General features: G+C 65.7%; 28 protein-coding genes. 13 read left to right on the forward strand and 15 right to left on the reverse strand.

Features of this window, described 5'->3' with window-relative positions:
• Window positions 1–3 precede the first annotated feature (3 nt).
• The 3 genes from XdyCFBP7245_RS01315 to XdyCFBP7245_RS01325 are packed head-to-tail and all read left to right on the forward strand — an operon-like array spanning window position 4 to window position 2,416.
• The gene (locus XdyCFBP7245_RS01315) at window positions 4–549 is read left to right on the forward strand and encodes a DUF2878 domain-containing protein (protein ID WP_104614027.1); all 546 of its coding nucleotides are present in this window, start codon (window positions 4–6) and stop codon (window positions 547–549) included.
• A complete protein-coding gene (locus XdyCFBP7245_RS01320; RefSeq protein ID WP_104614028.1) occupies window positions 546–1,328 on the forward strand; it encodes a DUF1295 domain-containing protein in 783 nt (260 codons plus the stop codon). The genes XdyCFBP7245_RS01315 and XdyCFBP7245_RS01320 overlap by 4 nt, the downstream gene beginning before the upstream one ends.
• A 17-nt stretch (window positions 1,329–1,345) precedes the next feature.
• A complete protein-coding gene (locus XdyCFBP7245_RS01325) occupies window positions 1,346–2,416 on the forward strand; it encodes an SAM-dependent methyltransferase (RefSeq protein WP_104614029.1) in 1,071 nt (356 codons plus the stop codon).
• 361 nt (window positions 2,417–2,777) lie between these two features.
• Here the strand turns inward: XdyCFBP7245_RS01325 and XdyCFBP7245_RS01335 are convergent, their stop codons facing one another.
• Window positions 2,778–3,122 carry a RidA family protein gene (locus XdyCFBP7245_RS01335; RefSeq protein ID WP_104614031.1) on the reverse strand — a complete coding sequence of 115 codons (345 nt, stop codon included), beginning with the start codon at window positions 3,120–3,122 and terminating at the stop codon, window positions 2,778–2,780.
• Window positions 3,123–3,132: 10 nt separating this feature from the next.
• Window positions 3,133–3,735, reverse strand: a complete 603-nt coding sequence (locus XdyCFBP7245_RS01340; RefSeq protein WP_146091634.1) for a DUF998 domain-containing protein — start codon at window positions 3,733–3,735, stop codon at window positions 3,133–3,135.
• A gap of 359 nt (window positions 3,736–4,094) precedes the next feature.
• Between XdyCFBP7245_RS01340 and mprF the strand changes: the two genes are divergently transcribed.
• Complete coding sequence (mprF, locus tag XdyCFBP7245_RS01345; protein ID WP_104614032.1) at window positions 4,095–6,659, forward strand: bifunctional lysylphosphatidylglycerol flippase/synthetase MprF; 2,565 nt, start codon at window positions 4,095–4,097, stop codon at window positions 6,657–6,659.
• Window positions 6,660–6,927: 268 nt separating this feature from the next.
• Here the strand turns inward: mprF and XdyCFBP7245_RS01350 are convergent, their stop codons facing one another.
• The 7 genes from XdyCFBP7245_RS01350 to XdyCFBP7245_RS01380 all read right to left on the reverse strand — a co-directional run bounded on the left by XdyCFBP7245_RS01350 (window position 6,928) and on the right by XdyCFBP7245_RS01380 (window position 12,466).
• Window positions 6,928–8,301 carry a virulence factor gene (locus tag XdyCFBP7245_RS01350; RefSeq protein WP_104614033.1) on the reverse strand — a complete coding sequence of 458 codons (1,374 nt, stop codon included), beginning with the start codon at window positions 8,299–8,301 and terminating at the stop codon, window positions 6,928–6,930.
• 69 nt (window positions 8,302–8,370) lie between these two features.
• Window positions 8,371–8,553 carry an oxidoreductase-like domain-containing protein gene (locus XdyCFBP7245_RS01355; protein WP_104614034.1) on the reverse strand — a complete coding sequence of 61 codons (183 nt, stop codon included), beginning with the start codon at window positions 8,551–8,553 and terminating at the stop codon, window positions 8,371–8,373.
• Between the two features lie 64 nt (window positions 8,554–8,617).
• Complete coding sequence (locus XdyCFBP7245_RS01360; RefSeq protein ID WP_104614035.1) at window positions 8,618–9,223, reverse strand: HD domain-containing protein; 606 nt, start codon at window positions 9,221–9,223, stop codon at window positions 8,618–8,620.
• A gap of 47 nt (window positions 9,224–9,270) precedes the next feature.
• Entirely contained in the window at window positions 9,271–9,873 is a 603-nt protein-coding gene (locus XdyCFBP7245_RS01365) for a 2'-5' RNA ligase family protein (RefSeq protein ID WP_104614036.1), read from the reverse strand.
• A gap of 280 nt (window positions 9,874–10,153) precedes the next feature.
• Window positions 10,154–10,609, reverse strand: a complete 456-nt coding sequence (locus XdyCFBP7245_RS01370) for a PA2169 family four-helix-bundle protein (RefSeq protein WP_104614037.1) — start codon at window positions 10,607–10,609, stop codon at window positions 10,154–10,156.
• Window positions 10,610–10,821: 212 nt separating this feature from the next.
• Window positions 10,822–10,998 carry a hypothetical protein gene (locus XdyCFBP7245_RS01375; RefSeq protein WP_104614038.1) on the reverse strand — a complete coding sequence of 59 codons (177 nt, stop codon included), beginning with the start codon at window positions 10,996–10,998 and terminating at the stop codon, window positions 10,822–10,824.
• A gap of 259 nt (window positions 10,999–11,257) precedes the next feature.
• Entirely contained in the window at window positions 11,258–12,466 is a 1,209-nt protein-coding gene (locus XdyCFBP7245_RS01380; protein WP_104614039.1) for an MFS transporter, read from the reverse strand.
• A 243-nt stretch (window positions 12,467–12,709) separates the two neighbouring features.
• Between XdyCFBP7245_RS01380 and XdyCFBP7245_RS01385 the strand changes: the two genes are divergently transcribed.
• The 3 genes from XdyCFBP7245_RS01385 (at window position 12,710) to XdyCFBP7245_RS01395 (ending at window position 16,050) form a co-directional block, all read left to right on the forward strand.
• Window positions 12,710–13,804 carry an alkene reductase gene (locus XdyCFBP7245_RS01385; protein WP_211287628.1) on the forward strand — a complete coding sequence of 365 codons (1,095 nt, stop codon included), beginning with the start codon at window positions 12,710–12,712 and terminating at the stop codon, window positions 13,802–13,804.
• A gap of 235 nt (window positions 13,805–14,039) precedes the next feature.
• Entirely contained in the window at window positions 14,040–15,089 is a 1,050-nt protein-coding gene (locus XdyCFBP7245_RS01390) for a L,D-transpeptidase (RefSeq protein ID WP_104614041.1), read from the forward strand.
• 160 nt (window positions 15,090–15,249) lie between these two features.
• Window positions 15,250–16,050 (forward strand): hypothetical protein, encoded by an 801-nt coding sequence (locus XdyCFBP7245_RS01395; RefSeq protein ID WP_104614042.1) that lies wholly within the window; start codon window positions 15,250–15,252, stop codon window positions 16,048–16,050.
• A 115-nt stretch (window positions 16,051–16,165) separates the two neighbouring features.
• Here the strand turns inward: XdyCFBP7245_RS01395 and XdyCFBP7245_RS01400 are convergent, their stop codons facing one another.
• Window positions 16,166–16,501 (reverse strand): zinc ribbon domain-containing protein YjdM, encoded by a 336-nt coding sequence (locus XdyCFBP7245_RS01400; protein ID WP_104614043.1) that lies wholly within the window; start codon window positions 16,499–16,501, stop codon window positions 16,166–16,168.
• Window positions 16,502–16,615: 114 nt separating this feature from the next.
• Here XdyCFBP7245_RS01400 and XdyCFBP7245_RS01405 point away from each other — a divergent pair, with 114 nt between their 5' ends.
• From XdyCFBP7245_RS01405 to XdyCFBP7245_RS01420, 4 genes are all read left to right on the forward strand, one after another.
• Window positions 16,616–17,662 (forward strand): cation diffusion facilitator family transporter, encoded by a 1,047-nt coding sequence (locus XdyCFBP7245_RS01405; protein ID WP_104614044.1) that lies wholly within the window; start codon window positions 16,616–16,618, stop codon window positions 17,660–17,662.
• A gap of 341 nt (window positions 17,663–18,003) precedes the next feature.
• Window positions 18,004–18,477: an FKBP-type peptidyl-prolyl cis-trans isomerase gene (locus XdyCFBP7245_RS01410; RefSeq protein WP_104614045.1), complete on the forward strand. Its 474-nt coding sequence runs from the start codon at window positions 18,004–18,006 to the stop codon at window positions 18,475–18,477.
• Between the two features lie 123 nt (window positions 18,478–18,600).
• The gene (locus tag XdyCFBP7245_RS01415) at window positions 18,601–19,977 is read left to right on the forward strand and encodes an Hsp70 family protein (RefSeq protein ID WP_104614046.1); all 1,377 of its coding nucleotides are present in this window, start codon (window positions 18,601–18,603) and stop codon (window positions 19,975–19,977) included.
• 195 nt (window positions 19,978–20,172) lie between these two features.
• Complete coding sequence (locus tag XdyCFBP7245_RS01420; RefSeq protein WP_010366034.1) at window positions 20,173–20,358, forward strand: hypothetical protein; 186 nt, start codon at window positions 20,173–20,175, stop codon at window positions 20,356–20,358.
• 120 nt (window positions 20,359–20,478) lie between these two features.
• On the opposite strand, the gene XdyCFBP7245_RS01425 is transcribed toward XdyCFBP7245_RS01420, so the two are convergent.
• The 3 genes from XdyCFBP7245_RS01425 to XdyCFBP7245_RS01435 are packed head-to-tail and all read right to left on the reverse strand — an operon-like array spanning window position 20,479 to window position 22,492.
• Window positions 20,479–21,363, reverse strand: a complete 885-nt coding sequence (locus XdyCFBP7245_RS01425) for a DUF4097 family beta strand repeat-containing protein (protein ID WP_104614047.1) — start codon at window positions 21,361–21,363, stop codon at window positions 20,479–20,481.
• Between the two features lie 11 nt (window positions 21,364–21,374).
• Window positions 21,375–21,911, reverse strand: a complete 537-nt coding sequence (locus XdyCFBP7245_RS01430) for a hypothetical protein (RefSeq protein WP_104614048.1) — start codon at window positions 21,909–21,911, stop codon at window positions 21,375–21,377.
• Window positions 21,908–22,492 (reverse strand): RNA polymerase sigma factor, encoded by a 585-nt coding sequence (locus XdyCFBP7245_RS01435; RefSeq protein WP_104614049.1) that lies wholly within the window; start codon window positions 22,490–22,492, stop codon window positions 21,908–21,910. Before XdyCFBP7245_RS01435 ends, XdyCFBP7245_RS01430 begins: the two co-directional genes overlap by 4 nt.
• 977 nt (window positions 22,493–23,469) lie before the next feature.
• Between XdyCFBP7245_RS01435 and XdyCFBP7245_RS01445 the strand changes: the two genes are divergently transcribed.
• Window positions 23,470–24,063 (forward strand): mechanosensitive ion channel domain-containing protein, encoded by a 594-nt coding sequence (locus XdyCFBP7245_RS01445; protein ID WP_104614051.1) that lies wholly within the window; start codon window positions 23,470–23,472, stop codon window positions 24,061–24,063.
• Window positions 24,064–24,211: 148 nt separating this feature from the next.
• Here XdyCFBP7245_RS01445 and XdyCFBP7245_RS01450 read toward each other — a convergent pair whose 3' ends face one another.
• Entirely contained in the window at window positions 24,212–24,478 is a 267-nt protein-coding gene (locus XdyCFBP7245_RS01450; protein WP_104614052.1) for a DksA/TraR family C4-type zinc finger protein, read from the reverse strand.
• A gap of 144 nt (window positions 24,479–24,622) precedes the next feature.
• On the opposite strand from XdyCFBP7245_RS01450, the gene XdyCFBP7245_RS01455 reads away from it, so the two are divergent.
• On the forward strand, window positions 24,623–24,877 hold the full coding sequence (locus XdyCFBP7245_RS01455; RefSeq protein ID WP_104614053.1) for a DUF2789 domain-containing protein: 255 nt from the start codon (window positions 24,623–24,625) through the stop codon (window positions 24,875–24,877).
• A 147-nt stretch (window positions 24,878–25,024) separates the two neighbouring features.
• Here the strand turns inward: XdyCFBP7245_RS01455 and XdyCFBP7245_RS01460 are convergent, their stop codons facing one another.
• On the reverse strand, window positions 25,025–25,198 hold the full coding sequence (locus tag XdyCFBP7245_RS01460; RefSeq protein ID WP_003489471.1) for a DUF1328 domain-containing protein: 174 nt from the start codon (window positions 25,196–25,198) through the stop codon (window positions 25,025–25,027).
• Between the last annotated feature and the right edge of the window lie 104 nt (window positions 25,199–25,302).

Below are 25,302 nucleotides of genomic sequence, written 5' to 3' on the forward strand. Positions count from 1 at the left end.
GGCATGAAGCAGCTCGGTAACTATCTCGGCCTGCAGGTGCTCTGGGTGGTGGCGGTGGCCGCCGCCGCGCACGGGCGCGTGTGGCCAACGCTGCTGGCGCTGGCGTTATTTGCGCTGTACCAACTGTGGCCTTCGCGACGCGCGGTAGGCGATGTGCCGTTACTGATCGCCGCATTGGCGCTGGGCTTGCTGCTGGACACCACGCTGGCGGCCGGAGGCTGGGTGCGTTACGCCGCGCCGTGGCCCGGCAGCGCACTGGCACCGGCGTGGATTCTGGCGCTGTGGGTCGGCTTTGCGCTCACGCTCAATCATTCGCTGCGCAGCGTGATGCAACGCACCTGGCTGGCGGTGTTGCTGGGCGCCATCTTCGGGCCGTTTTCGTACTGGCTGGCGCAACGCAGCTGGCATGCGGTGGAACTGTTCCCGCCGCTGCTGCATACGGTGCTCGCCGTCGGCATCGGCTGGGGCGTGGCCTGCGGCGTGTTGTCGCTGTATGCACGGCGTTTATCGCGACCATTGCCGCATGACCTGACCGGAGAACTGCAATGACTGTGTGGCCGCTGCTGCATGTGGGCGTAGTCGCAAGTGGGGTGATGGTGCTGGGCTGGCTCTGGCAGCGCCGCAGCGGCAATGCCGGCCCGGTCGACGTGTTGTGGGCCGCCTGCCTGGCGGTGGCTGCGCCATATTGCGCGTGGATGTCCGACGGTGCGCTGCTGCCGCGCGTATTGGTGGCGGTGCTTGGCGGTGCGTGGGGCGCGCGTCTGGCCTGGCATCTGGGCGTGCGCGTGTTCGGCGACCCGCATGAAGACGGCCGTTATCGCGCGCTGCGTGAGCATTGGAACGGCGACCAGCGCAAGTTCCTCGGCTTCTTCCTGGCCCAGGCGGTGGTGGTGGTGCTGTTTGCGGTGCCGTTCCTCGCTGCGGCCAGCAACCCGAACCCGGCGTGGAGCGTGTGGAGCACCTTGGCGGTCGTGGTGTGGTTGATCGCGGTCGGCGGCGAGGCCGTGGCCGACCGGCAGTTGTCTGCACACAAGGCCGACCCGGCCAATCGCGGCAAGACCTGTCGCACCGGGCTGTGGCGGTATTCGCGTCATCCCAATTATTTCTTCGAGTTCGTGCATTGGTTCGCTTATCTGGCCCTGGCGGCCGGCGCCGGGCCCTGGCCGGTGGCGCTGTGCGCGCTCGGGCCGGTGGTGATGTTCGTGTTTCTGTATCGCTTCACCGGTATTCCCTACACCGAGCAGCAGGCCCTGCGCTCGCGTGGTGAGGATTACGCGCAGTACCAGCGCACCACCAGTGCGTTTTTCCCGCTTCCCCCTTCGTCCTGAGTTGCCTGGAGAGTTGCATGTCCACCGTCACCGCCCCGCCCTCCTCGCTGCCCGAAGAAGCCTTCGCCACCCGTCTGGCCGAATCCGGGGTGCTGCCCGACGCCGCGTTGCGTCATGGCATCCGGCGTCTGTGCGCGCAGCGTCTGCGCGATGAGCGCGGCGGCGATGCCGATGCCAACGGCGAGCGGCAGCGCGCTTTCATCGACAGCCTGCGCGCCAGCGCGATCGCGATCGAAACCGATGCCGCCAATCGCCAGCATTACGAATTGCCGCCGCAGTTCTTCACCCTGTGCCTGGGCAAGCGGCTGAAGTACAGCAGCTGCTACTGGGACGCGAGCACACCGGACCTGGACGCGGCCGAAGAACGCATGCTGGCGCTATACGGGCAACGCGCCGAGCTGGCCGATGGTCAACGCATCCTGGAGCTCGGCTGCGGCTGGGGCTCGCTGACCTTGTGGATGGCCGAGCGCTACCCCAACGCCACCATCACCGCAGTGTCCAATTCGCGCCCGCAACACGCGCACATCCTGGAGCAGTGCCGCCTCCGCGGCCTGGACAACGTGCAGGTCATCACCGCCGACGTCAACGCGTTGGCGCTGCCGCCGGGCAATTTCGACCGGGTGGTGTCGGTGGAAATGTTCGAGCACATGCGCAACTACCGCGATCTGCTTGCGCGTGTGGGCAGCTGGCTGGCGCCCGGCGGCAAATTGTTCGTGCATATCTTCTGTCACCGCGATCTGGCCTATCCGTTCGAGGTGGCCGGCGAAGACAACTGGATGGGGCGGCATTTCTTCACCGGCGGGCTGATGCCGGCGGCCGATACCCTGCTGCATTTCCAGCAGGACGTGGTGATCGAACAACGCTGGGTCTTGTCGGGCGAGCATTACGAAAAGACCGCCAATGCCTGGCTGGAAAACCAGGACCGCCACCGCGCGCAGATCATGCCGCTGCTGAAGCAGACCTACGGCGACGACGCGCAGCGCTGGTGGCAGCGTTGGCGCATGTTCTGGCTGGCCTGCGCAGAGCTGTTCGGCTACGACCATGGCCGCGAATGGGGGGTGGCGCACTACCGCTTCGTCAAACGCTGAGCGCAACGCTGGGTCAAACGCCTGCACGGCGATGACTGACCAGCAGGCGCACCTGCCATGTATCCGCGTAGGCGACATCACGCGGACCATCACGGTAGCTGGCGATGTAGAGCAGGCGCGATGGATCGGACGCATCTATCGCGCGTCGGCCGGGCGCTTTGCAGTCGAGATAACGTGCACATGCTTCAACCTCGATGAGCGAAGCGTGCCAGGCACGACGCGGCTGAGCCCATGCAATCACTCGTCATCCATGCACTGCGCTGACAAGCGCGCAGTGCGCGGGGATGACAAACCGATCAAAGACGCCGCCGCGCACCCTGGCGGATACGCAGCCGTCTCGGTCGGCGCACGCGACGCGCGATCAGCCCGCCGCTGCGGTAATCACGATCTCCACCTTCCATTCCGGCCGCGCCAGTTTGGCTTCGACCGTGGCGCGCGCTGGGGTGAAGCAGTGCGGCACCCATTCGTCCCAGGCGACGTTCATGCCGTCGAAGTCGGCGATGTCGGCCAGGTAGATTTCGGCGCGCAGGATCTTGGTCTTGTCGCTGGCTGCCTGCGCCAGCAGCTTGTCGATCTCCGCCAGCACCTGGCGGGTCTGCCCGGTGATGTCTTCGCTGGTGTCATCGGCAATCTGGCCGGCCAGGTAGCACACGCCACCATGAACGGTCATCTCGGACATCCGCGGACCCGCATCGAATCGCTGCATTTCAGACTTCCTACGGTTGATTGGCCCGGCCATTGTCACGCGAATGCGGCAAACATGCAGCCTGCGCACGTACGTCGCACGCCAACCACAGCCCAACCATCACGGACACGATCGCCCCGATGGCACTCTTCTGGCTGATACCCAGCGGCACGCTGGTCACGCTGACGTGGAACAACAACAGCGCAAATGCCGCCAAGCCCAGACCGAACGCCGGTACGAAGTGCTGTCGCCACCAACGATCACCGCGGAAATACCAGGATTGCAGCAATATCGCTGCAATGACGCATAGAAATGCGGTATCCGCCGACAACAGATGCACCATCTCCGCCGCGTCGGGTGCGAACACCGGCATCCAGCTGTCGCCGATCGCCACAGCGCTCAGGCCTATTGCCGCCATGCAGAACAAGCCCACCACCGTGCGACTGCACGCTATCGGCGCCAGCGCCGCATACAGGCCCAGCGCCAGCAACGCCATGGCTGCGGCCAGCAGGCAATAGGCGGTGCGCAGCAGCAAGCCGTAAGCGCCGTGCAGGTAGGCACTCAGTTGTGCATCGATCCAGTCCAGATCGCCGCGCAGCCATTGCAGCGACACCACCAGAGCGACGAAGGCCATGCCCGTCCCTGCGGAGATCGCACCGGCGTAACCGCTCCAGCGTGGTGGACATGGCGGCCGGGTTTGCGCAGCATCGCGGTGATCGCCTGCATTGCCCGTCAACAGCCTGTCTCTCTCGCAACTGTCATCTGATCCATCTGGCTTCCCGACGGCACGTACGCGTGGCTTTGCCCTATGATGCGCGCGGCCGCCATGAGCGGACAACTAGCGGTATGGCCGAACCTTAGCGTTCACTCCATTTCTGCATTGACGCGATCACGCTGCACGCACTTCAATCGACCGGCCAATCCAGACCCTCCGCGCGCGCGGCACATTCCGTGCATGCACCCTCTTTCCCTCAAGCAGATCCCGTTGCCCTCATGACGGATACCCCCGTGTCTTCCGAAGCGTCTGCCAGCGGTTGGCGTCGCGCCCTGCCGGTCATCATCAGCCTGGCGATCCTGGCCATGGCGCTGCACGCGCTGTCGGCGCAGTTCACCGACCATGGGTACCGCCAGATCCGCCAGGCGTTCCGGGCGTTGGGTGCCGGGCAGATCGCACTGACCTTGCTGCTCGGGTTGAGCAGCTACGCCTGCCTGGTGGGCTTCGACTGGGTCGGGCTCAAGCGCACCGGCAAGCGGCTGCATCCGGCGCGGGTGGGCATCACCGCCTTCATGGCACATGCGGTGGGCCAGACGCTGGGTTTTGCCGCGCTGACCGGCGGCGCGGTGCGCTTGCGCGGCTACGGCAGCGTCGGGCTGACCCTGGCCGAGATCGGCCAGGTGGTGCTGATGAGCACGCTGGGCTTCATCTTCGGCGCCTGGGTACTGCTCGGGCTGGCCCTGATGCTGGAACCGGAAGCGGCCGCGCGTGCCCTGCCGATCACCGCCGAAAGCATCCGCATCGCTGGCATCGCCCTGCTGGCCGGCTATCTGGCGATGCTGGTGCTGGTGGGCAAACAGGGCCGCGAGTTCGGCATCCGCAGCCACCGCTTCTGGCTGCCCGACCGCACCACCGTGCTCGGCGTCACCGCCCTCAGCGTGGTCGAGCTGGGCCTGGCCGCGGCGGCGTTCTACGTACTGCTGCCGCCGGACCCGGGCACCGGCTACTTCGGTTTTATCGGCATCTGGCTGGTGGCGGTGGTGGCCGGCCTGATCTCCACCGTGCCGGCCGGGCTGGGCGTGTTCGAGTGGAGCCTGCTCAAGCTGCTGCCGCACGTGACGCCCGCCGCCGTGCTGGCCGCGGCGCTGGCGTATCGGGTCACCTACTACATCGTGCCGTTGCTGATTTCGGTGGCCATGGCGGCCGCCTCCGGGCTGGGGGCGCCGGTGCGCGCCAGCGCCAGCACCGCACGCACGGTGTGGAAGACGCTGCGCCCGTGGCTGCCGCAGATCCTGGCCCTGGCGGTCTTCGCGGTGGGCGCGGGCCTGATGATCGACGGCACCCTGCCGACGCCGCGGGCGCGCCAGGAAGTGGCGCCGCTGCCACTGATCGAAACTTCGCATCTGCTGGTCAGCCTGGGCGGCATGCTGCTGCTGTTGATCGGCCAGGGCCTGCAGCGCCGCAGCCATGCGGCCTGGATGCTGGCGCTGGGCGTGTGCGTGCTGTTGCCGCCGCTGTCGCTGCTGCGCGGCAGCCATATCTCGGTGTCGTTGTCGGCGGCGCTGGCAGCGGTGGCGCTGTGGGCCGCGCGGCGCGAGTTCTACCGCCAGGGCGCGTTGCTGGACGAAGCCTGGTCATGGCGCTGGCTGAGCAATCTGGGCCTGGTGCTGGTGGCCACCTTCTGGCTGCTGTTCTTCGTCTACAGCCATGTGGAATACAGCAACGACCTATGGTGGCAATTCGCCACCTCGGCCAATGCGCCGCGTGCGTTGCGCGCCGCGTTGATCCTGTGCGTGGGTGTGGTCATGTTCGGCATGGCGCGGCTGCTGCGCGGCGGGCGCCGCCCGATGCCGGCCGCCGATACGCAAACCCTGCAGACGCTGGCACCGATTCTGGAGATCAGCACCGACACCCAGGCCTGCCTGGCGTTGACCGGCGACAAGGCGTTTCTGTTCGATGCGCAGGGCCGCGGCTTTGTGATGATGCAGCGCTACGGTGGCTCGTTGATTTCGATGGGCGACCCGGTGGGGCCGCCGGAGGTGGCGCGCGCGCTGATCTGGCGCTTCCGGGAGGAGGCCGACCACATGGGCCTGCGCCCGGTGTTCTACCAGGTCGGCGAAAAATACTGGCAGACCTATCTGGACATGGGCCTGACCCTGGTCAAGCTGGGCGAAGAAGCGATCGTGCCGCTGGAAGGCTTCACTCTGGAAGGCCGCGACCGCGCCGATCTGCGCCAGGCCTGGAACCGCGGCAAGCGTGGCGGCCTGACCTTCCGCATGCTGCAACCCGAGCAGGTGGACGCGGTCTTGCCGCGCCTGGCCGAGGTGTCCGAGCAGTGGCTGGAAGAAAAATCCGGCGAAGAAAAAGGGTTTTCGCTCGGCAGCTTCGATGCGGACTATCTGCGCCGTTTCCCGGTGGCGGTGGCCGAGACCGACGGGCAGATCGTGGCCTTCGCCAATGTGTGGCGGGCACCGGCCGGCGGCGAGCTGTCGGTGGACCTGATGCGGCATAGCGCCGAGGCACCCAAGGGCACGATGGATTTCCTGTTCATCGAGCTGTTCCTGTGGGGCCAGGCCAATGGCTATACGCGGTTCTCGCTGGGCATGGCGCCGTTGTCGGGACTGGCCGAACACCGCCTGGCGGGCCGCTGGAACCGCTTTGCCAGCCTGGTCGCACGCCATGGCGAGCGCTTCTACGGATTCAGCGGGCTGCGCCGGTTCAAGTCGAAGTTCGCCCCGACCTGGCGCCCGCGCTATCTGGTCGCGCCGGGCGGCATGCATCTGCCGGCCGCGCTGCTGGACGTAACCCGGCTGATCTCGGTAGACCCCGGCCGGCAGGAGTAACGCCGCTGACACACCTGCGCCCTCTTCGGCGCAGGTGGGCGTGCAGATCACACGATGTGCCTGGATGGCTTGGAGCAGCCGACAGAACATCGCCAGCCGTCGTCAGGTGGGCGCACTCACATCCCGCGCGCCGAGTAGCGCATCGCGGCACCGAACACCGGCCGCGCCCGCCTTGCGATGGGCGCGGTCGTTTTGTCGGGCGCTCTTACGTTCGGCAGGTGAGCCGCAGCGACCGGTGGCAGGGGCATCGTTGCGATGCCCTGCACTTTCAGGGTTTCGACAAGCCGTGCATCTGCTCCATGATCACCTTGGCCAGGGTGGCGTAGTCGCCCTTGAAGTGGTGATCGCCCGGCAGCGCCACGCGCTTGGCGGTCTGCGCAGGCAGGCTCGGGCACAACGCATCGTCGTCGTCCTTGCCGTAGATGCACACCGTGGTTCCGGCCGGAAGACGCTGTACTTCCGGCGCGATCGGCAGGCCTTCGTCGTCCGAGCCCAACCAGTTGCTGACATGGAATTCGTAATCGGCCAGCTTGCCCACCGACAACAACGCGGTCATGCGGATGTTCTGCCTGGTCTCCGCCGGCAATTTGTTGATCGCCGCCGGCAACACATCGGCACCTTGCGAGAAGCCGATCAGCACCACGCGCTTGCGCTGCCAGCGCTGCGCATAGACGCGCGCAATGCGGTCCAAGTCGTTGGCGAAGCCTTGCGGCGTGCGCTCGGTCCAGAAGTAGCGCAGCGAGTCCAGCCCGACCACCGGAATGCCCTGCGCGGCGAGCGCGGCGGCCACTTCCTCGTCCAGCCCGGCCCAACCGCCATCGCCGGACACGAAGATCACGAAGGTGTCGTCGTCGCTGTCGCCGTCCGGCTTGGCCGGCAACTCGACCACGGGCAGGTCGGTCAGGCCGCCTGGCGGAGGCGGCAAGGCCACGCCCTTCTGCTCGCCCAGCGAACGGACGGCGGCGCGCAGGCCCGGCAGGATGTCGCCCTGCGCGGACCGCTTGAAGGTGCGGGCCTGCGGAATCTGTTTGAGGAAGGCATCTTCGGCTGCCGCAGGACAGCGCTTGTCCTGACTGCCGGCCAGCACCCACGGAATCTGCAGCGTCACCGGAACCAGGCGATTGCTACCCGGAGCCACACCCGGCTGGCAGATCGCCTGATCGGACACGGTGGCCGGGCACAGGCCATCGGTCAGCACCCCGGCCAGCACATGCGGCCTGGCCTGCGCGCCGATGGCGTAGGCCAGCGCCGCACCTTCGCCATCGCCCACCAGCAACGGCAGCCGGTAGGTGGGGATGTGATAGAAGGCCTGCAGATAGCGCGAGAAGTTCTCCACATCGCCCACCGAAAACGCGCACGTGCCGCCAACCTTGCGCAGGACAGCGTACAGATGCGCGGTGTCCACCACCGCCACCATCGCGCCATCGTCGCGCAGGGCTTGCGCCTGGGCCTGACGCGTGCCGGCATTGCCTGCGCCCGCCAGCCAGATCACCACGCGCTGCGGCTCGCCCTTGGGCATCAACACCGGGATCTGTTCGAAACGCCCGTGGCTAACCGGTTCCGGAGCCTGCGCGGCGGCCACTCCCGACAGCGTCAACACCGCCGCGCCGCAGAGCGCGCTCCATCGTTCAAGTCGTCGCATGTCGCACCATCGGGAAAAGTGGTCCAAAGATAATCGTTCCGGCACTCGCCGCGAAGCGCGACGCTTCGCTCATCGCGCCTGTTCCGTCTGACGGGCTTCCCAGGCGGCCAGCGCCTGGCGATAACGCGTCAGTTCTTCGGCGTACAGATCGTGCACGCACAACGGGCAGCCGCTTTCGCAACATTCGTTGGGCGCCGGTGCCTGCGGCGGTTGCGGGCGGGGATCGGCGGCGGATGCGGTGCTGTCGTGCATGCGGCCATTGTAGCGTGCGCATCTGCTGCTCCTAATTGAAGCGGCGCGCCGCGGAAGCGCCGGCTCAGCGACCCAACCGGCGACGCAGGTTGTCCCGCGCTGCCGCATCGACGCGCGCGTGGAAATAGTCGCTCAGAAAAATGCGCGGGCGCTTCAGCAGCCCGGCCAGGAAGCGGCGGCGATTGAGCCGGAACAGCAACGCTGGCACATGGCCCCGGTACTCCTCGGCAATCGCACGGTCGTAAGCGTCGAAGACGGCGGCGGGCGCGGCCAGAATCGCCATGTCGCAATCCAGGAACAGCGCCGCTTCCTCGTCCACATCCTGCGGTTGCAGTTGCCCATGACGCGCGGTGAGCAGGATCAGCGCCTGCACGCGTTGCAGATCCACCGCGGCCTGCGGCCACCAGCGCGGGATGCAGTCCATCGCCCACTGCGCAGATTCGGCTTCGTTGTCGCTGCGCCCGGGCTGATAGATCGCATCGTGAAACAGCACCGCCAGCCAGACCTCCGCCGGCTGCCGCCAACCCGGCCCCGCAGCCACCTCGGCGTAGTGCTGCAGTAGCGCGCGCACGTGGCCGAAGTGATGGTAGGCGCGCGGCGGCGTGGCATAAGCCTGCTCCAACGCGGCCAGATGGTCGGCATGCAACGGCAGAGGTGTGGTGGCATCCATGCACGCAGGCTACCGCGTGCGCGCGCGTCTGCACACACCGTTGCGGCTCAACGCAGCGGCCAACGGCCTTCGATCTGATAACGCGACTGGCCAAGAAAGCTGCGCACCAACGCGAAGTCGCGCACCGTCCAGGCAAGCGCGTCGCAGCGGCGTTGCGGCAAGGCCTGGTTGCAATACAGCAGCGTCATATGCGGCGTGTACTGCGCATCGCCGGCGATGCCCACATGCGCCAGCTGACGGCCAAGCGCCCCCTGCAACGCATACAGCCCGCGCACGCGTTCTTCGCCACGCAGCACGCACGGCAGTTGCGAGCGCCGCCCACCGAAGGTGCCGACGCGATCGAACTCGACCTCAAAGGCCTCCATCGCCACCCGCTCGGCGGCCTGGCTGGCACGGCTCACCAACGAGGGCGGCAGCCCGCCGGCGTAATCGCCCAGATGATGCAAGGTCACATGCAGCCGCTCGCGCCCAAGCGGTTTGCCATCCACCTGCCCGCTCTGCAGCAACCCAGCGGCGATGCCAGCTGCGCACGCGGCGGTGGCCGCATCGGCCATCACCGCAAAGAACAGCCGCTCGGTGGTCTTCTCTTCCCCCAGGCCCAGCGACAACTGCGCTTCGGCCGATGACAGGTATAGAAACTGCTGCTTCATGGAGTGATTCCACGACCGCCTGCGCGGGCCTGGCTGAAGAAGGGCGGCGGATACTAGCAGACCCGATGCGTGTGCGAATACGCCACGCAATCCTGCGCCGACGTGGAACACGTCATCAGCGTGGAACGGCACTGTCGATCTGGCGACGTGATCAGCAGATCGCTGGCGGCATGCCGCACGCACAAAAAGAAACGGGCAGCTTGCGCTACCCGTTTCCCGCCTGTATCGATTTACTCCGAGAGCTGCATCAATGCCGATGCACCTCGTTCTTGCTGCCGTGTTATGCGGCGTTCTTCATTGCATGCTTGCGGTTGCGCATCACGTCGTGACATGCGCGCACTTCCGGCAGCAGGCGCAGTGCGGCGTCGCGTGCCGCGGCCGGCGTATCGGCATCGGCGATGGTTTCATCGAAGGCCTTCAGCAGGCGATCTTCGGATTCTTCCAGCTCGGCCACGTAGCCGTACTTGGTGTCGCCAAGCGTTGCGCGCACCTTGCCGTAGAACTGCTGCATGCTGCCCACCATGGTGCCGTGCTTTTCCGGCGTACCGCCAGCCGATACGACCACGCTGCTCAGGCTGCTCACGATGTCGGTCTTGACCCCGGCAATGCGGCGGAACAACGTCGCCAGCTCTGCATCGCCAACCTTGGCAGCGGCCTCGTCGTAGAAGTCCTTGCCGTCGCGGGAAATGGCGATGAGGTCGTTGAGGCTATGCTCGGTCTTGCTCTGAATGCTCATGTGTCGCTCCTTGTTGGATTCACCGGCGCTGCAGGAATGCAATGCGCTGGCTTTCGGGGAGTAGCGCAATCGATGCGTTGATTGCGCCGCCGTGACCTTGTGTACGATTGCATCCTGGCGGCGCGACCATAACCGGCATGTGAGCGATACGGGCATCGTCCTCACGCCATCGTGCGGCCGATGAATTGCGATTCATCGTTGGCAACGACGCATCAAGACCCTTTCGGCTGCCGACTCGCCCACATGTTGTCGATCAGATTGGGATACGGCCGCCCGGCCTCTTCTGCACGCTGCTTCGCGGCGGCCTTCTGTGCCTCGGTCAACGGTGTAGAGGCAGCTTTTCGCTTGGGATTGGGACGCTTCCACGGCGGTGGAGTGAATTCGGTCATGGCACTGTTCGGTCCGGTTGCACTGCGGGCAGTCTCGACGCACCGCTGTGAGGTGCTCGTGGATGCGCTGCGTGCATGCTGTGCCCACCTCCATGCACACAGCGAACGCAAGCGCAGCGTCGCGTTGATCAGCCGATCATGCGGTCGACGAGCGCGCGTTGCATGCATCAAAGATGCAAGGGGTACAAGCAACATCCGCACGCGCCTCAAGCAGCGCAGCGCACGCCCGTCATCAAGCGCAACTGCATGGGTCAACCACTCAGCAGTTGGTCACCAACGTGCGCTGGCGTTGCTCCTGCCATACCGCCAGCGCGTAGACCAGCAACCCGCCCAGTGCAGTCGCTGCACCCACATACCCGGTAGAGGTCCAGCCCCAGCCCGCGGTGATCGCCATGCCGCCCAACCAGGGCCCCAAGGCATTTGCGGTGTTGAAGGCGGCATGGTTGGACGCTGCGGCCAAGGTCTGCGCTTCAGCGGCCACATCCATCAGGCGGGTCTGCAACGCTGGTGCCAGGGCGCCCATCGTGCCAACCGCCACGATGGACACGAACACCCACAGCCCCGAGTGCGCGGCCAACGGGAAGGTCAGCATCACCACGATCGACCACACCAACAGCACCGGCACCGCGCGGAACTGCATGCGGTCGAACAACCACCCGCCCAGGATGCTGCCAAGCACGCCGCCGACGCCGAATGCGGCCATCGCCAGCGGAATGCGCGCAGGCGCAACGCCGGTAACCGCGGTCAACGTTGGTGCCAGATAGCTGAAAACGCAGAACATCCCGGAGAACCCCACCGCGCCGATCGCCAACGCCAGCCACACCTGCGGCTGATTGAACGCACGCAGCTCGCGCAGTGGTTGCTGACGCGGCTCGTCCGGCGCAGGCGGCAACAATACGGCCACCGCCGCGACCGTGCCCAACGCGATCACCGATACCGACGCATACGCCCAGCGCCAGCTCACGATCTGCCCCAGCCAGGTCGCCAGCGGGTTGCCCACCAGCAAGGCAACGCTCAAGCCCAGCAGCACGCGCCCCACCGCGGTGGCGCGTTGATTGGGCGGGCTGATCGAAGCGGCAACCAGAGAGGCAACGCCGAAATACGCGCCGTGCGGCAGGCCAGCGATGAAGCGACACAGCAACATCGTGTGGTAGCTCGGCGCCAACGCACTGGCAATGTTGCCCAGCGCGTAGAACACCATCAGCAGCAGCAACAAGGTGCGGCGCGGCCAGCGCGCGCCCAGAATCGCCAGCAACGGCGCGCCGACCACCACACCCAGCGCATAAGCGCTGATGACATGACCCACCTGCGGCTCGCTGATCTGCAGGCCCTGCGCGATCTGCGTCATCAGGCCCATCGTGGAAAACTCGCTGATGCCGATCGCAAAACCGCCCATCGCCAGCGCAAGCAGGATCAGCACGTAATCGCGCCGTGGCACGCGCGGCGTTGAGGGATCGATATCGGACATGCCCGACTCCAGAATGACGGGGCGGCTTATTATTGTGCAATGCAGCAACCAACGAAAGGCGGCGGCCGATGACGGTTCAGCGCCAATCCGCAGCACATCACAGTTCGACCGGTTTGGCGCGATGCGGGGACGCAGTGTCCTATTGACGTCGCTCGAATCTGCTTGGGTCCGCCACCATCGCTGTGGGGCACCGCGATCGGCGTGGTGCCGCGCTTGGCGCGCTTCAACTCGAACTGGTTGCTGATGTCCAAATCCACTGAATCTCCGTTGTTTTCCCCGGTGCGCCTGGGCGCATTGGATCTTGCCAACCGCGTGATCATGGCGCCGCTGACGCGCAACCGCGCCGGCGCCGGCCAGGTGCCCTCGCCGCTCGCCGCCGAGTATTACGGCCAGCGCGCCACCGCCGGCCTGATCGTGGCCGAAGGCACGCAGATCAGTCCGCTCGGCCAGGGGTATCTCGACACCCCCGGCATCCATACCCAGGCGCAGGTCGAAGGCTGGCGCGCAGTCACCGATGAAGTGCACCGCCGTGGCGGCAAGATCGTGCTGCAGCTGTGGCATGTCGGCCGCGTCTCGCATACCAGCGTGCTGCCTCCGGGCGAAGTACCGGTTGCGCCCAGCGCCATTCGCGCCGAAGGCAAGACCTACACCAAGAACGGCTTCGAAGATGTGTCCGAACCACGCGAACTTGCGCTGGATGAAATCCCCGCATTGATCGAGGACTACCGTATCGCCGCACGCAATGCGATCGATGCCGGGTTCGATGGTGTGGAAGTGCATGCCGCCAACGGCTATCTGCTCGATCAGTTCCTGCGCGATGGCTCCAACAAGCGCACCGACGCTTACGGCGGCGACATCGAAAACCGTACGCGCCTGCTGAGCGAAGTGGTGCAGGCCATCGCCGACGAAATCGGCGCCGAGCGCACCGGCGTGCGCTTGTCGCCGGTGACTCCGGTGTACGGCGCGCACGACTCCGATCCGCAGCCCTTGTTCGAACGTGCGGTGGAGCGGCTCAACCTGATCGGTGGGCTGGCCTTCGTGCATGTGATCGAAGGCGCCACCGGCGGCCCGCGCGACAACATCGCCTTCGACTACGCCGCGTTGCGTGCCAAGTTCGATGGTGCCTGGATCGCCAATAACGGCTACAACCGCGGCATGTCCGAACAGGCCATCAGCAGCGGCTACGCCGATGCGATCGCTTATGGCCGCCCGTTCATCGCCAACCCGGATCTGGTGCGTCGCCTGCGCGAGAACGCGCCGCTGACGGAAGTCGACCAGACCACGCTGTACGGTGGTGGCGCCAAGGGCTATACGGACTACCCCGCACTGGCGGATTGAGTCCGACCACGGCTCGCCCGATCACCGCTGCAACGACGCGGCGGTGATCGGGCAGCGAATGCATCGCGCGCGCGCAGTGCGCGATGCAGTGCGGCACGACCACCGCAGACCAGCCAACTGGACGTCCTGCGTGTGCAGCCAAGGTTCGCATTGCGCGCCGACACCGCAGCATCGCCACATGACGCGCACATCGCATGCCGCTAGCATCCAGGCAGCCCTTGTTGCTGGACGACCCATGCGCCGCTTTCTCTCGTTTGCTCTGTGCTGCACGCTGCTGATCGGCGGGCCAGCGCTCGCCGTGCCGTTCTGGGGCGCGCACCAGTCCAGCCCTGCCGATACCTTGCCCACGCAGCTCAAACCAGGCGAATGGATCTGGGGTGGCGTCAGCAAAGGCTGGGGGCCGATGGCGGTGATCGTCAGCCTGACCGAACAACGCGCCTATGCGTATCGCAATGGCATCCTGATCGGCGTGTCCACCATCAGTTCCGGTAAGCCCGGGCACGAAACGCCGACCGGTGTGTTCACCATCCTGCAGAAGGACAAGGACCACCGCTCCAACATCTACAACGCCGCCCCCATGCCGTATCAGCAGCGGCTCACCTGGGACGGCGTCGCCCTGCACGCCGGCGGCCTGCCCGGCTATCCGGAATCGCACGGTTGCGTGCATCTGCCGTCAGAATTTGCGCGATTGCTGTTCGACAATTCCAACATGGGCATGGTGGTGGTGGTCGCGCAGGCCGGCATCAGTGCAGACGATGTGGTGCATCCGCGCGCGCTCAGCCCGATCGATCCCACCACCGGCGCCGAGCGCGCCCTGCTGCCGCTGCCCAACGGCCAGGCATTTGCCTGGCAGCCGGACCTGGCACCGACCGGCCCGATCTCCATGCTGATCAGCAGCACCGACCAGCAACTGGTGGTCTACCGCAACGGTGTGGAAATCGGCCGCGCGCAGGTTGCCTTGCATGCACAGCCCGGCGCCGCGCCGCTGGGCACGCAGGCGTTCATCGTCGGCCAGGGCTTTTTGCCGGGCGACCTACCCGGGTTGCCCGGTCAGCGCATGCCCAACTGGATGCGGATCGGCATTCCCGGCAGTACCACCGCCGCAGGGCAGGCGCTGGACGCCGCCACCATCGCGCGCCTGCAGGTGCCGCCCGCATTTCTGGCCGGGCTGCTGCCGCTGCTGACCCCTGGCGTGGTGTTGGTCGCCACCGACCAGCGCATCCTGCCCGAGACCACCGGCGCCAAGCTGCAGGTACTGAATTCGGATCCGCCTGAAACGCCATGAGCGCTATCGGCGCGCTGCCTGCCCAGGCGGCAACGGCAGTGCTGTTTGCGTGCTGCGTGCTGCGTAACGCCGCGTGGTAACGGGCTGATCTGTCGCTGCGGGCAGCACGATTGTCAGCACAGCGCTGCTGGCACATGATGCGGCTACCTCATTGCCAAGGATGTGGGTGATGCGCCTGCTCGCTGCGGTTTTGTTCGGCATCAATGTTGTCGCATGGACCATGGCCGATGCATCGGCACAAACAACGCGTCCTGCGCCGCCAAGCGCGGACTGCCTGGATGCGCGCCAGGTGACGGAATTGCATCAGGCCGATGCGCGCACGCTCGCGGTCGCACAACACGACGGACGCCTGTTCCGCCTGCAGTTGGCGCAGGACTGCCCACAGCTCGCCGCGCAGGCAGATGCCCATCTGCTCGCGCCGCACGGTTGGGTCTGCAATGGCGCACAGGCGTTTGTCAGCGTCGGGCAGCAACGGTGCGCCATCAGCCAGGTCACCACGCTCAGCGCGCGCGACTACGCCGGTATTGCCCGGCAGCGCGACCGCGACGGTGTGCCCACGCTGGAAGGCGTCAGCGTGCGCGAGGCGCGTCGTCGCAACTTCGCCGGCGCGTCCAGCTACTGCTTCAATCCCAGCATGCTGCGCGCATGGTCGGAAGACGCGCAGGGCCTGGTGGTGGAAGTGTCGCCACGCCATCCCGGCACGCATCGCCATTATCGCGTCGAGTTGATGGATAGCTGCCGCGAACTCAGCAGCGCACCCCCCATCCGCTTCGTGTCCGGCATGGGCTTGAATGCGATCTGCGGCAATCCCGGCGACAAGGTCGATGTCCTCGACGAAATCGGCCTTGCCGGCGCAGGCGTCGGGACGGGCCAGCAAGGCGACCTGAGCACCACGCGCGGCGGGCAGTTTGCGCAGATGCGCCAGAGCTGCATGGTGGCCGCGGTCTATCCGCGCGATTGATCGCGCCTGCAAGACAGGCGCTGCATTGCACCGCGGGAGCGCGCGCGATGCAGTGCAGCTGCCCGCATCGCGCACAAGCGCATTCCTGCGCGAGCGATTTACCAGCGGGTGACGCTCACGCCTTGCGCAAAAAGCAGGTCTTCAGCACCAGTCCCTTGATCTTTTCCGAGTTGCCTTCGATATGCTCGGCATCGTCTTCGACCAGGCGGATATTGCGGATCACCGTGCCTTGCTTGAGCGGAATCGACGCGCCCTTGACCTTGAGATCCTTGATCACCGTCACCGTGTCGCCGGCCTGCAGCACGTTGCCATTGCTGTCGCGCACGACCGTCGCGCTCGCGGCGGCGTCGCCCGCACTCCATTGGAAACCGCACTCCGCGCAAACCGACAACGCGCCGTCGGCATAGGTGTTGTCCTGGCCGCATTGCGGGCAGGCGGGAACGCTAGACATGCGAGTCCTTGATCGAAACGGGCGTGGATTGTAGCTCCCCGGCGCTGCGATCACGCACCCGGCACGGCCGCGGCGCGATAGTGCCGTGCTTATCGAATACCCCGCAGGTCGCACGTGTCCAACCAGCCAGAGTCCCCCACACCGCGCGCCACACCCCCTGGTGACGCCGACGCTGGCCCCAGCGATGCGGGCCCGAGCAGCCCTGCAAAACCCAAGGGCTCGCACCTGGTGGTTTACGTCGCACTGGCGGGCAACCTGGCCATCGCAGTGGCAAAATTCATTGCGGCAGGCATTTCCGGCAGCTCGGCCATGCTCAGCGAAGGGGTGCATTCGCTGGTGGACACCGTCAACGAGGTGTTGCTGCTATACGGCTTGCGTCGTGCTGCGCAAGCGCCCACGCCCACGCACCCGTTCGGCTACGGACGCGAACTGTACTTCTGGAGTTTCATCGTCGCCTTGTTGGTCTTTGCGATGGGCGCGGGCGTCTCGCTGTACGAAGGCATCGTGCATCTGCGTCATCCCGAGCCGGCCAAGAGCCATCTTGTCGCCTATTGCGTGCTCGGTGTCTCGATCGTGTTCGAAGGCATTTCCTGGGTGGTGGCACTACGCGAATTCCGCGCCAAAAAGGGCCGCATGGGCTATTTCGAGGCGTTTCGCCAGAGCAAGGACCCCAGCACCTTCACCGTCTTGCTGGAAGACAGCGCCGCGTTGATCGGCCTGTTCATGGCACTGCTTGGCCTGGCCGGCGCGCAGTTGTTCGACATGCCCGAGCTCGACGGCATCGCATCGATCGGCATTGCCGGTGTGCTCGCTTTCACCGCGTTCCTGCTGGCGCGCGAAACCAAGGGCTTGCTGATCGGCGAGCCCGCGCATGCGCATGTCACCGAGTCGCTGCTGCGCATTGCCGCCAGCGACCCGGATGTGCGCGCCGCCAACGGTGTGCTCACCATGCAGATGGGCCCGAACCAGGTAGTTGCAGCGCTCAGCGCCGAGTTCGAAGACAGCCGCACCACGCCGCAGATCGAAGCCTGCGTCGGGCGTATCGAAGCAGCAGCCAAGCGCCAGCATCCCGAGCTCACCGCGTTGTTCATCAAACCGCAGACACCGGAAACCTGGCGCGCGCGCCGCGCACAGATCGAACGTGGAGAGCAGACCGATTGAGCACGCGCACAGGCGCCTGACGCGCACGCGATCGGTGCGCAACGTGCGGCGTTTTTAGTGATAGTGGCGCAGCACCTCGAACCAGCACGTGGGCCGCCAATGTATCGGCGCGGACAAGATAGCGAGCCGAACTGCACGCACATCACATGTGCCCGCGGGGCAAGGCACTGCGTCGCAGCATGGCCATGCCACGCTCTGCACCAAGCTGATCCTCGCCCCAACCGCAGCTGCAGCCACGGTTGCATCACCGGCGTTGATTGCCTACGGTGTGCGGGCAACATCTCTTGGCATCGTGAATCAGCCGATGCGCTCCCCTCGATTACCCGTCATGGAGGTTTCCAATGGAAATCAGCCAGGGTCGCGTTGCGACCATTCACTACACTCTTTCCGACGACAGCGGCCAGGTACTGGACCGCTCCACGCCGGACACCCCGCTGAGCTATCTGCACGGTGCCGGCAACATCGTTCCCGGCCTGGAGCAGGCACTGGATGGCAGGCGCGTCGGCGACACGCTCACCGCCGACGTGGCGCCCGAGCAAGGCTATGGCCCACGTCACGATCAGCTGATCCAACATGTGCCGCGCGATGCCTTCCCCACCGATGTCGACGTCGTGCCCGGGGTGCAGTTCGAAGCCCGCACGCAACAGGGTCCGGTGCTGGTGACCGTGACCGACGTCGGCCCGGAGCAGGTGACCGTGGACGGCAATCACCCGCTGGCCGGTCAGACCCTGCACTTCGCGGTGGAAGTGGTGGAGGTACGCGAAGCCACCACCGACGAACTGAACCAGGGCCACGTCGACGACATCGCGGCCTGATGCCCTGCGCCGCGTGCCACTTGGTAGGCGGCGCCTGGGCCTGGGCGCAACGCCTGCGCGCCGGTCTGGACGGCGGATGCGGCAGCCGTAGTACAGTGCGCGGCCCGCTCTCAGGCACTGTGCATGAAACTCGGCATCGACTTCGGTACCAGCAACTCCGCCGCCGCGGCGATCGTCGATGGGAAGGTCGAACCGGTGCGTTTTGGCGAGGCCTTGCAGTTCCGCACCACGGTGTATTTCCCAGACACCATGCGCGATCCGGAGAATTTCAGCCTCACGCCCGCGCTGGAATACGAGATGGAGCGCCTGATCGACTCCGCCCGCCGCGATGCCGTTGCCGCCGGCCGTACCCCCAATCAGGACAGCCTGCGCCGCGAGGCGCTGCGCATCGTGCGCCGGCAATGGATGGAAGAGCAGGTGCGCGAGCCGCGCAGTTCCGCAGCACTGCTGCAAAACGCGGTGTACGGCGACGAGGCGCTGGATGCCTACTTCCTCGAAGGCGAAGGCAATCTGGTGCAGAGCCCCAAGTCGATGCTGGGCTACAACCTGCACCCGCGCGCGCGCCAGACCATCACCGGCATCGCCACGCACGTGCTGGAACATATCCGTCTCACCGCCTCGCGCCAGTTCGATCTCAACATCCGCAACGCCGTACTCGGCCGCCCGGTGCAATTTCGCAGTTCGATCGGCGAAGCCGGCAATGCACAAGCGCTGGAGATTTTGCAGACCGCCGCCATCGGCGCCGGTTTCGACAGCGTTGAGTTTCTCGAAGAACCCGCAGCGGCCGCGATGCACTATCACGTCAGCCACGACACCCGGCACGACACGGTGGTGGTGGACATCGGCGGCGGCACCACCGACATCGCGCATGCCAGCGTCGGCGGCAGTGCCCCGCCGCAGGTGCACCGCGCCTGGGGCATTCCGCGCGGCGGTACCGATATCGATCTGGCGCTAAGTCTCGCCGCCTACATGCCGCTGTTCGGCCGCGGCATCACCCGCGTGCCGGCGCACCACTATGTGGAAGCGGCGATGGTGCAGGACATGACCCGTCAACGCGAATTCCGCCTGCACAAATACCAGGACGTGCCTGCCCCGTTCGACAAGCGCCTGCAGGCATTGCAGGACACCGGCAATACCGCGCGCCTGTATCGCGGCGTGGAAGCCTGCAAGATCGCGCTCAGCGAGCTCGACCAGCATCAGGCATCGCTGGACTTCATTGAGCGCGGGCTGGGCGTGGATGTGCAGGCCAGCGCACTGGTGGCGTCCGCTTCCAGCTATCTGCGCGAACTGGAAGGTTTGCTTGCGCAGGTACGGGCCGACCTGGCCGCGCCACCGGCCACCTTGTTCCTGACGGGCGGCATGTCGCGCGCCGGCTATATCCGCGACACCGTGGCGGCGGCCTTCCCGGAATCGCGCATGGTGCATGGCGACCCCTCGTTCGGCGTGGTGCAGGGCCTGGCATGGGCGGCGGCACAGGGCGCCCGCCCGTCGGACGGTTAACACAAATCGGCGCTCAGCGCCTATAATGCTTGGTTGCTGCCTGACGCCCCGCCGTCGTGTCAGCAAGGCACGCCCGTCGTGCCATCGCGATTGCGCACCGAACGCCATCGCACTTCTCGACACCGCTTTCGGCTTTCGCGCGCACCACCCTGGCCGCACGCGGTGTCATTGCACTTCCCCGCTACAGGAGGCCACATGGCACGTCCCGCGACCAAGCAGAAATCCCAGCCCAGCATCGCTCGCAGCGAAGGCAAGTCGCAGCCGCTCAGTCGTGAGCGCATCGCTGCCGACATCGCCGCGTTCCGCAAGACCGGCGGCCGGATCGAAGTGCTCACCACCAACTTCGGCCCCGCCCGCAACGACGGCGACAAGATCGCGTAAGCAGCGAGCACGCTATCACTTGCGCCCGCATCGCAGCGCGCGCTCGCGACAGTTGCCGCCAAGGGTTGCTTTGAAGTGTTACCGACGTGCCACCGCAAGGTGGCACGTCTGTTTTCGGCATCAGTTGCTGTAGTCGATACGCACCGAACCCGAGTGCGACTCCAGTTTGATATCGCCATTGCCGCCGCCCAGCGCCGCACGCAGGCTCTTGCCGGGGCCGTATTCCGGCCGTTCGACCTGCCCGGCCATCGAGCGGATGTCGCCACTGAAGACCTCCACATTCAGCGCCGCCGACACGTTGCGCGGCACACCCAGCGTGATCGTCCCGCTGACGCTCTCTGCAGAAATACTGCCACCCGGGGCCAACCCGGTCACCGTCACTGCGGTCGAGCCGGACACGCTCTGCGAACGCAACTGCGAGACCTGCCCCGCACCGATCCGGATATCGCCGGAGACGGACTCGGCCGACACGATGCCGCTGGCACCGGCTTGCGCATCGATCTGCCCGCTGACCGTGCCCAGCGTCACCCGCCCGCTGCTCACCGTGCTGCGCAACGTCCCACTAACCGTCTCCAGCTGCGCCTCCTTGGCGCGGCCGCGGGCCACCACATCGCCACTGACGGATTTGAGCTGCAGCCGTGCAAGATCGACCTGATCTACGTCCACCGAGGCGCTGACCGCATCCACCTGCAGCATGGCGGCCCGCGGTACGCGCAACTCCAGCTGCGCGCCCTTGCCGCTGCGACTGGTGCGCGGATAGATCACTTCCAACTGCAGCCGGTTCGAACTCGCATCGACCTTTAGCCGCTGGTCCTCGCCCAAGGTCCCGGTCAGCGCAACCTCGTCGCGGTCCCAACCACGCACGCGGATCTGCCCGGCAATGTTTTCCAGCTCCACACGTCCGCCGCGTGCCAACGGATGACTCTGGTTGACCGCAGTTTGCGCCACCGCCGGTGCGGCGCACACCGCAGCCAACAACAACAGGGAAACAGATGCGTAGCGCATGAGCATGGTCCTCAACTTAGAAAGGGGGTCTGGCCCTGAGAGGCAAGACGGGTCAGTTGCAGCCGCTTGGCATAGGTGCGCTGCAGTTGCGATAACAAAAAAGCGGACCGCGGACTCTGCGCGATGGCCGCATGGATGGCCTGTGTGCTTTGATCCAGCTCGTCCAGCTCAGGGCGCAAATCGACCGGCACCTGCTGCAGCGGAACCTCGGCAATGGCTTGCTGGTATTGCCCGGCCAGCGCCTGCGCCTGCGCGACGAGCGCCGGCTGCGCAGGAGGCAGCGGCGATGTGTGTTGCCTGAGACCAGGCACCACCGCGACCCAGGCCACGGCCGCCGCCAACGCGACGCCAAGCACCGGCATCGCCCAGCGACGACGACCCGGCCGACGTGCCACCTCCGTGGCGTGCGGCAGCAATGCCGGTGCGATGCGCTCCCATACCTGCGCGGGCGGCTGACGCTGCTGCGGCAATGCCTGCAAGCGCGCGCGCAGCGCAGCGTCTTCGGCCATGGACTCGGCGTCGATGCGATCGGGGTGGTCGGGGGTCATGCGTGTTCTCCAAGCCGGGCGCGCAGCAGGCCGCGCGCGCGATGCAGTTGTGCCTTCGAACTGCCGACTGCCATCTGCAGCTGCTCGGCAATTTCCTGGTGTTTCCAGCCCTCGATGTCGTGCAGCACCAGCACCGCCCTGGCGCGCGGCGGCAGCGTTTCCAGGGCACGCTCCAGATCCATCCGGATCGAGTGACAACCCGCTGCGTCGGGAACTGCCGCCAGCATCGCATCGGTGTCGTCACTGGCATGATCGCCAAACCCCGCCCGTGCGCGCAGCTCCATCAACGCGGTATTGACGGCAAGCCGATGCAACCAGGTGCCCAACGCGCTCTGGAAGCGAAACTGCGGCAATGCCTTCCACGCGGCGATGAAGGTGTCCTGCAATACGTCATCGGCGCGCGCGGCATTGCCGCCACACAAGCGCCAGACCAGCGCATACAGCCGCGGCGAGTGGCGCCGATAGATCGCCTCATACGCTGCACGCTCACCAGCCGCTGCCGCACGCGCCAACGCCGCGTCGTCGCGGTCGGCAGGAGTGGCACAAGGCAGGGCATCGATGGGCACGGAGGTGTCGAGCATAGCCAGTTGGATGCGCCGGGCAGCGCAATGGTTTAAACCCGCGCCAACTTTTTTTAAAACCCGCAGAACGGCGCGAGCCCTGGCTGGTGTGCTGGCGGTGCCCCACGTCTGGATCCGGGGAAAACAGCCGTCCCACCACTGCAATCGCTGCAGTGTTCGCTAATACTCAGCGCAGTAGCCGATCACCACTGCGAGAGCGGCAGACAAAGCGTGGCGAGCAGTCGTCAGGTGGCGCGCAGGTAACGCACTCAGAACCGGGCGTACGGGTAGTCCCTGCCAATCCCAGCCACGGCCGCCTGCCGGTAAGCGCAGTACGCATATTCGCGGCTCTAAACCTTTCGGCCGGCCGCATCCAAGTCTGCAATGGCGCACTCCTGCGCCGCGGTGGCGCCGCCCGCCGGCGCCACCGCGGTGTAGCGCCTGGTTTACGTTGGAGATCGTCATGCCACAGCTGCTCGGACTGGCCCTGGCCTTGTGCACGCCTCACTGCCCCCAAGCGCAGCGACTGGACGCAGTGCAGCTCAGGCTGACGCCTAGCCGGATCGATGCGTGCTTATTGCAGAATCGTTCGACGCAGGGGTCCTGCATCGCTGCCATCAGGCCGGATCAGTGGGTCCCTGTCCACGCGATTGCGCAGACGTTGAAGCGGTTAGCGGTCTTGGTGACGCATGACGCGCGTGATCGGCACTGACCTGAGGAGTGCTCACTGCATGTTGTGGGACGTTGATAGCGCAAGATCTGCGACTTGCTGCGTCGTCTACACCATGCCGGTGATAGGAGTCGCGACACAACGACACCGTCGATGCGCCTGCGTGCACACGCGTCACCGTCGCCAGAAAAGGCCTCCCGGGTGCGCGTTGTAGAGGTAGCACGCGCAACCAGCCGAGCATTCCGACGCGCAGACGTTCATCCCCTGCACCTGTCGCGTCCGGGTTGCGCCGTTACAATGGATATTCACTCCGCTTCTGCACGATCCGATGTCCGTGTCCGACCCCTTACCCGCCATGATCCGCAGCCTGCTGCCTCACTGGAACCCGGAGTGGCTGGCAGTCGCAGTGCCAACGATCAAAGTCGTTCTGATACTTGCCTTGGCGGGCTTGCTACGCCTGTTATTGCGGCAATTGCTGCGACGCGTATGCACGCGCTACAACGTGCCCGCCGAGATGATGATCGGTATTCGCCGCGTTGGCAGTTTCATCATTTCGACCAGCGCGTTGCTGATGGTCTTGCACGTTGCCGGTCTCTCTGGCGAAACGCTGTGGACGGCGTTCACCGGTTTTGCCGCGGTCGGCGCGGTGGCGTTTTTCGCCGCATGGAGCGTGCTATCCAATATCTTCTGCACCTTCCTGATCATCACCACACGCCCGTTCCGCCTGCACGATCACATCGAGCTGCTCGAAGGTGGCGACAAGCCCGGCCTGAAGGGACGGGTGATCGATATCAACGTGATCTACACGACATTGGAAGAAACCGGCGACCATGCGGGCAGCGTGCTGCAGGTCCCCAACAGCCTGTTTTTCCAGCGCACCACGCGCCGGTGGCGCGAGAGCAGCGGATTTCATGCGCACTGAGCCGGTAACGGGCGCACAGAGTGCTGATGCTGTGATCGGCAGCCGCAAATTGCTGGAACGTCTGCCCGTCTGACAGAGCACTCGCTCTCGTCCACACTCGTGTAAGGGTCAGCCGAGGCGTCGGCAGCATGCGAGTGCGCCAAGGCACTCAGCGCAACTGGCTGTCCTTGCTGCCGCGACGGTTGAAGCCGCTTTGCGCGCCCTGCTCCAGGTCATGCGCCTGCTGACAGTTCACACACAAATGCACGCCAGGCACGGCCTTGCGTCGCGCTTCGGGAATCGGCGCATCGCAGGCTTCGCACTGGGTCAGACTTGGCCCCTGGTGCAGCTGACTGCGCGCACGCTTGATCGCGTCTTCGACGGTGGCATCGATCTGGTCCTGCACTGCCCCATCACCCGCCCATCCAGTCGCCATGATCGCCTCACCCTTATCCGGTCAGGCTAGATAGATGGTCATTGGCGCAGGCAAATCCAAGCCGGCCGTGCACGGTGCCCTCAAACTGAGTGCTCTAACATTCAGTCATCCGCACCCGTCATCCGCACCCACGAAGGATCCGCCATGGAACAACCTGTCCACCCGTTCTCCGAACTGTTCGCCCAGCTTGGCTTGGCCTCCGATGAGGCCAGTATTCGCAACTTCATCGCCGACCATTCGCCATTGCCGGGCGATGTTCGGCTGGAAGAAGCGCCGTTCTGGACGCCCGCACAAGCGCAGCTGCTGCGTGAAGAACGTCTCGACGATGCCGACTGGATCGTGACCGTCGACCAGCTCAATATCGCGCTGCATATGACTGCTGACGATACCGGCGTCTAACTCAAGTTTGTCGGATAGTTGCGGTCGAGATCGCCTTCAACTATCGCGCTGTACAACGCGCTGATCAAAAAAGAGCGGCCAGTGGCCGCTCTTTTGCTTGCAGACGTGCAGCTCGCAGCAAGACGCTATCCGGCTGCACGCTGGACGTCAGGTCACCTTCTTGGCGATCGTCATGCCCAGCACGAACAGCACGATGGCGATGATGATGCCGGCCCAGAACAGGAACTTGGCAATTCCCATCGCAGCGCCTGCCATCCCGCCGAAGCCGAGCGCACCGGCAATCAATCCGATGATGGCGAAAATAATGGCCCACTTGATCATGTTGTTGTCTCCTAAACCGGCATGGCGCCGTTGTTCGATCGTGTGCTTGCGACACATCGCCGCAAAACATGCGCTGCACGCTACCCATCCGCATGTGCCGCGTT

The sequence above is a fragment of the Xanthomonas dyei genome (genome assembly GCF_002939865.1).
GTDB lineage: Bacteria > Pseudomonadota > Gammaproteobacteria > Xanthomonadales > Xanthomonadaceae > Xanthomonas > Xanthomonas dyei.

Excerpts from the sequence above, each read along its gene's own strand:
- XdyCFBP7245_RS01315 (WP_104614027.1), top strand. The coding sequence starts at position 4 with ATGAAGCAGCTCGGTAACTATCTCGGCCTGCAGGTGCTCTGGGTGGTG.
- XdyCFBP7245_RS01410 (WP_104614045.1), top strand. The coding sequence starts at position 18,004 with ATGGAAATCAGCCAGGGTCGCGTTGCGACCATTCACTACACTCTTTCC.
- XdyCFBP7245_RS01385 (WP_211287628.1), top strand. The coding sequence starts at position 12,710 with ATGTCCAAATCCACTGAATCTCCGTTGTTTTCCCCGGTGCGCCTGGGC.
- XdyCFBP7245_RS01380 (WP_104614039.1), bottom strand. The coding sequence starts at position 12,466 with ATGTCCGATATCGATCCCTCAACGCCGCGCGTGCCACGGCGCGATTAC.
- XdyCFBP7245_RS01360 (WP_104614035.1), bottom strand. The coding sequence starts at position 9,223 with ATGGATGCCACCACACCTCTGCCGTTGCATGCCGACCATCTGGCCGCG.
- mprF (WP_104614032.1), top strand. The coding sequence starts at position 4,095 with ATGACGGATACCCCCGTGTCTTCCGAAGCGTCTGCCAGCGGTTGGCGT.
- XdyCFBP7245_RS01390 (WP_104614041.1), top strand. The coding sequence starts at position 14,040 with ATGCGCCGCTTTCTCTCGTTTGCTCTGTGCTGCACGCTGCTGATCGGC.
- XdyCFBP7245_RS01430 (WP_104614048.1), bottom strand. The coding sequence starts at position 21,911 with ATGACCCCCGACCACCCCGATCGCATCGACGCCGAGTCCATGGCCGAA.
- XdyCFBP7245_RS01455 (WP_104614053.1), top strand. The coding sequence starts at position 24,623 with ATGGAACAACCTGTCCACCCGTTCTCCGAACTGTTCGCCCAGCTTGGC.
- XdyCFBP7245_RS01370 (WP_104614037.1), bottom strand. The coding sequence starts at position 10,609 with ATGAGCATTCAGAGCAAGACCGAGCATAGCCTCAACGACCTCATCGCC.
- XdyCFBP7245_RS01420 (WP_010366034.1), top strand. The coding sequence starts at position 20,173 with ATGGCACGTCCCGCGACCAAGCAGAAATCCCAGCCCAGCATCGCTCGC.
- XdyCFBP7245_RS01435 (WP_104614049.1), bottom strand. The coding sequence starts at position 22,492 with ATGCTCGACACCTCCGTGCCCATCGATGCCCTGCCTTGTGCCACTCCT.
- XdyCFBP7245_RS01350 (WP_104614033.1), bottom strand. The coding sequence starts at position 8,301 with ATGCGACGACTTGAACGATGGAGCGCGCTCTGCGGCGCGGCGGTGTTG.
- XdyCFBP7245_RS01450 (WP_104614052.1), bottom strand. The coding sequence starts at position 24,478 with ATGGCGACTGGATGGGCGGGTGATGGGGCAGTGCAGGACCAGATCGAT.
- XdyCFBP7245_RS01445 (WP_104614051.1), top strand. The coding sequence starts at position 23,470 with ATGTCCGTGTCCGACCCCTTACCCGCCATGATCCGCAGCCTGCTGCCT.
- XdyCFBP7245_RS01340 (WP_146091634.1), bottom strand. The coding sequence starts at position 3,735 with ATGGCCTTCGTCGCTCTGGTGGTGTCGCTGCAATGGCTGCGCGGCGAT.
- XdyCFBP7245_RS01400 (WP_104614043.1), bottom strand. The coding sequence starts at position 16,501 with ATGTCTAGCGTTCCCGCCTGCCCGCAATGCGGCCAGGACAACACCTAT.
- XdyCFBP7245_RS01415 (WP_104614046.1), top strand. The coding sequence starts at position 18,601 with ATGAAACTCGGCATCGACTTCGGTACCAGCAACTCCGCCGCCGCGGCG.
- XdyCFBP7245_RS01335 (WP_104614031.1), bottom strand. The coding sequence starts at position 3,122 with ATGCAGCGATTCGATGCGGGTCCGCGGATGTCCGAGATGACCGTTCAT.
- XdyCFBP7245_RS01395 (WP_104614042.1), top strand. The coding sequence starts at position 15,250 with ATGTGGGTGATGCGCCTGCTCGCTGCGGTTTTGTTCGGCATCAATGTT.
- XdyCFBP7245_RS01425 (WP_104614047.1), bottom strand. The coding sequence starts at position 21,363 with ATGCGCTACGCATCTGTTTCCCTGTTGTTGTTGGCTGCGGTGTGCGCC.
- XdyCFBP7245_RS01365 (WP_104614036.1), bottom strand. The coding sequence starts at position 9,873 with ATGAAGCAGCAGTTTCTATACCTGTCATCGGCCGAAGCGCAGTTGTCG.
- XdyCFBP7245_RS01325 (WP_104614029.1), top strand. The coding sequence starts at position 1,346 with ATGTCCACCGTCACCGCCCCGCCCTCCTCGCTGCCCGAAGAAGCCTTC.
- XdyCFBP7245_RS01460 (WP_003489471.1), bottom strand. The coding sequence starts at position 25,198 with ATGATCAAGTGGGCCATTATTTTCGCCATCATCGGATTGATTGCCGGT.
- XdyCFBP7245_RS01320 (WP_104614028.1), top strand. The coding sequence starts at position 546 with ATGACTGTGTGGCCGCTGCTGCATGTGGGCGTAGTCGCAAGTGGGGTG.
- XdyCFBP7245_RS01375 (WP_104614038.1), bottom strand. The coding sequence starts at position 10,998 with ATGACCGAATTCACTCCACCGCCGTGGAAGCGTCCCAATCCCAAGCGA.
- XdyCFBP7245_RS01355 (WP_104614034.1), bottom strand. The coding sequence starts at position 8,553 with ATGCACGACAGCACCGCATCCGCCGCCGATCCCCGCCCGCAACCGCCG.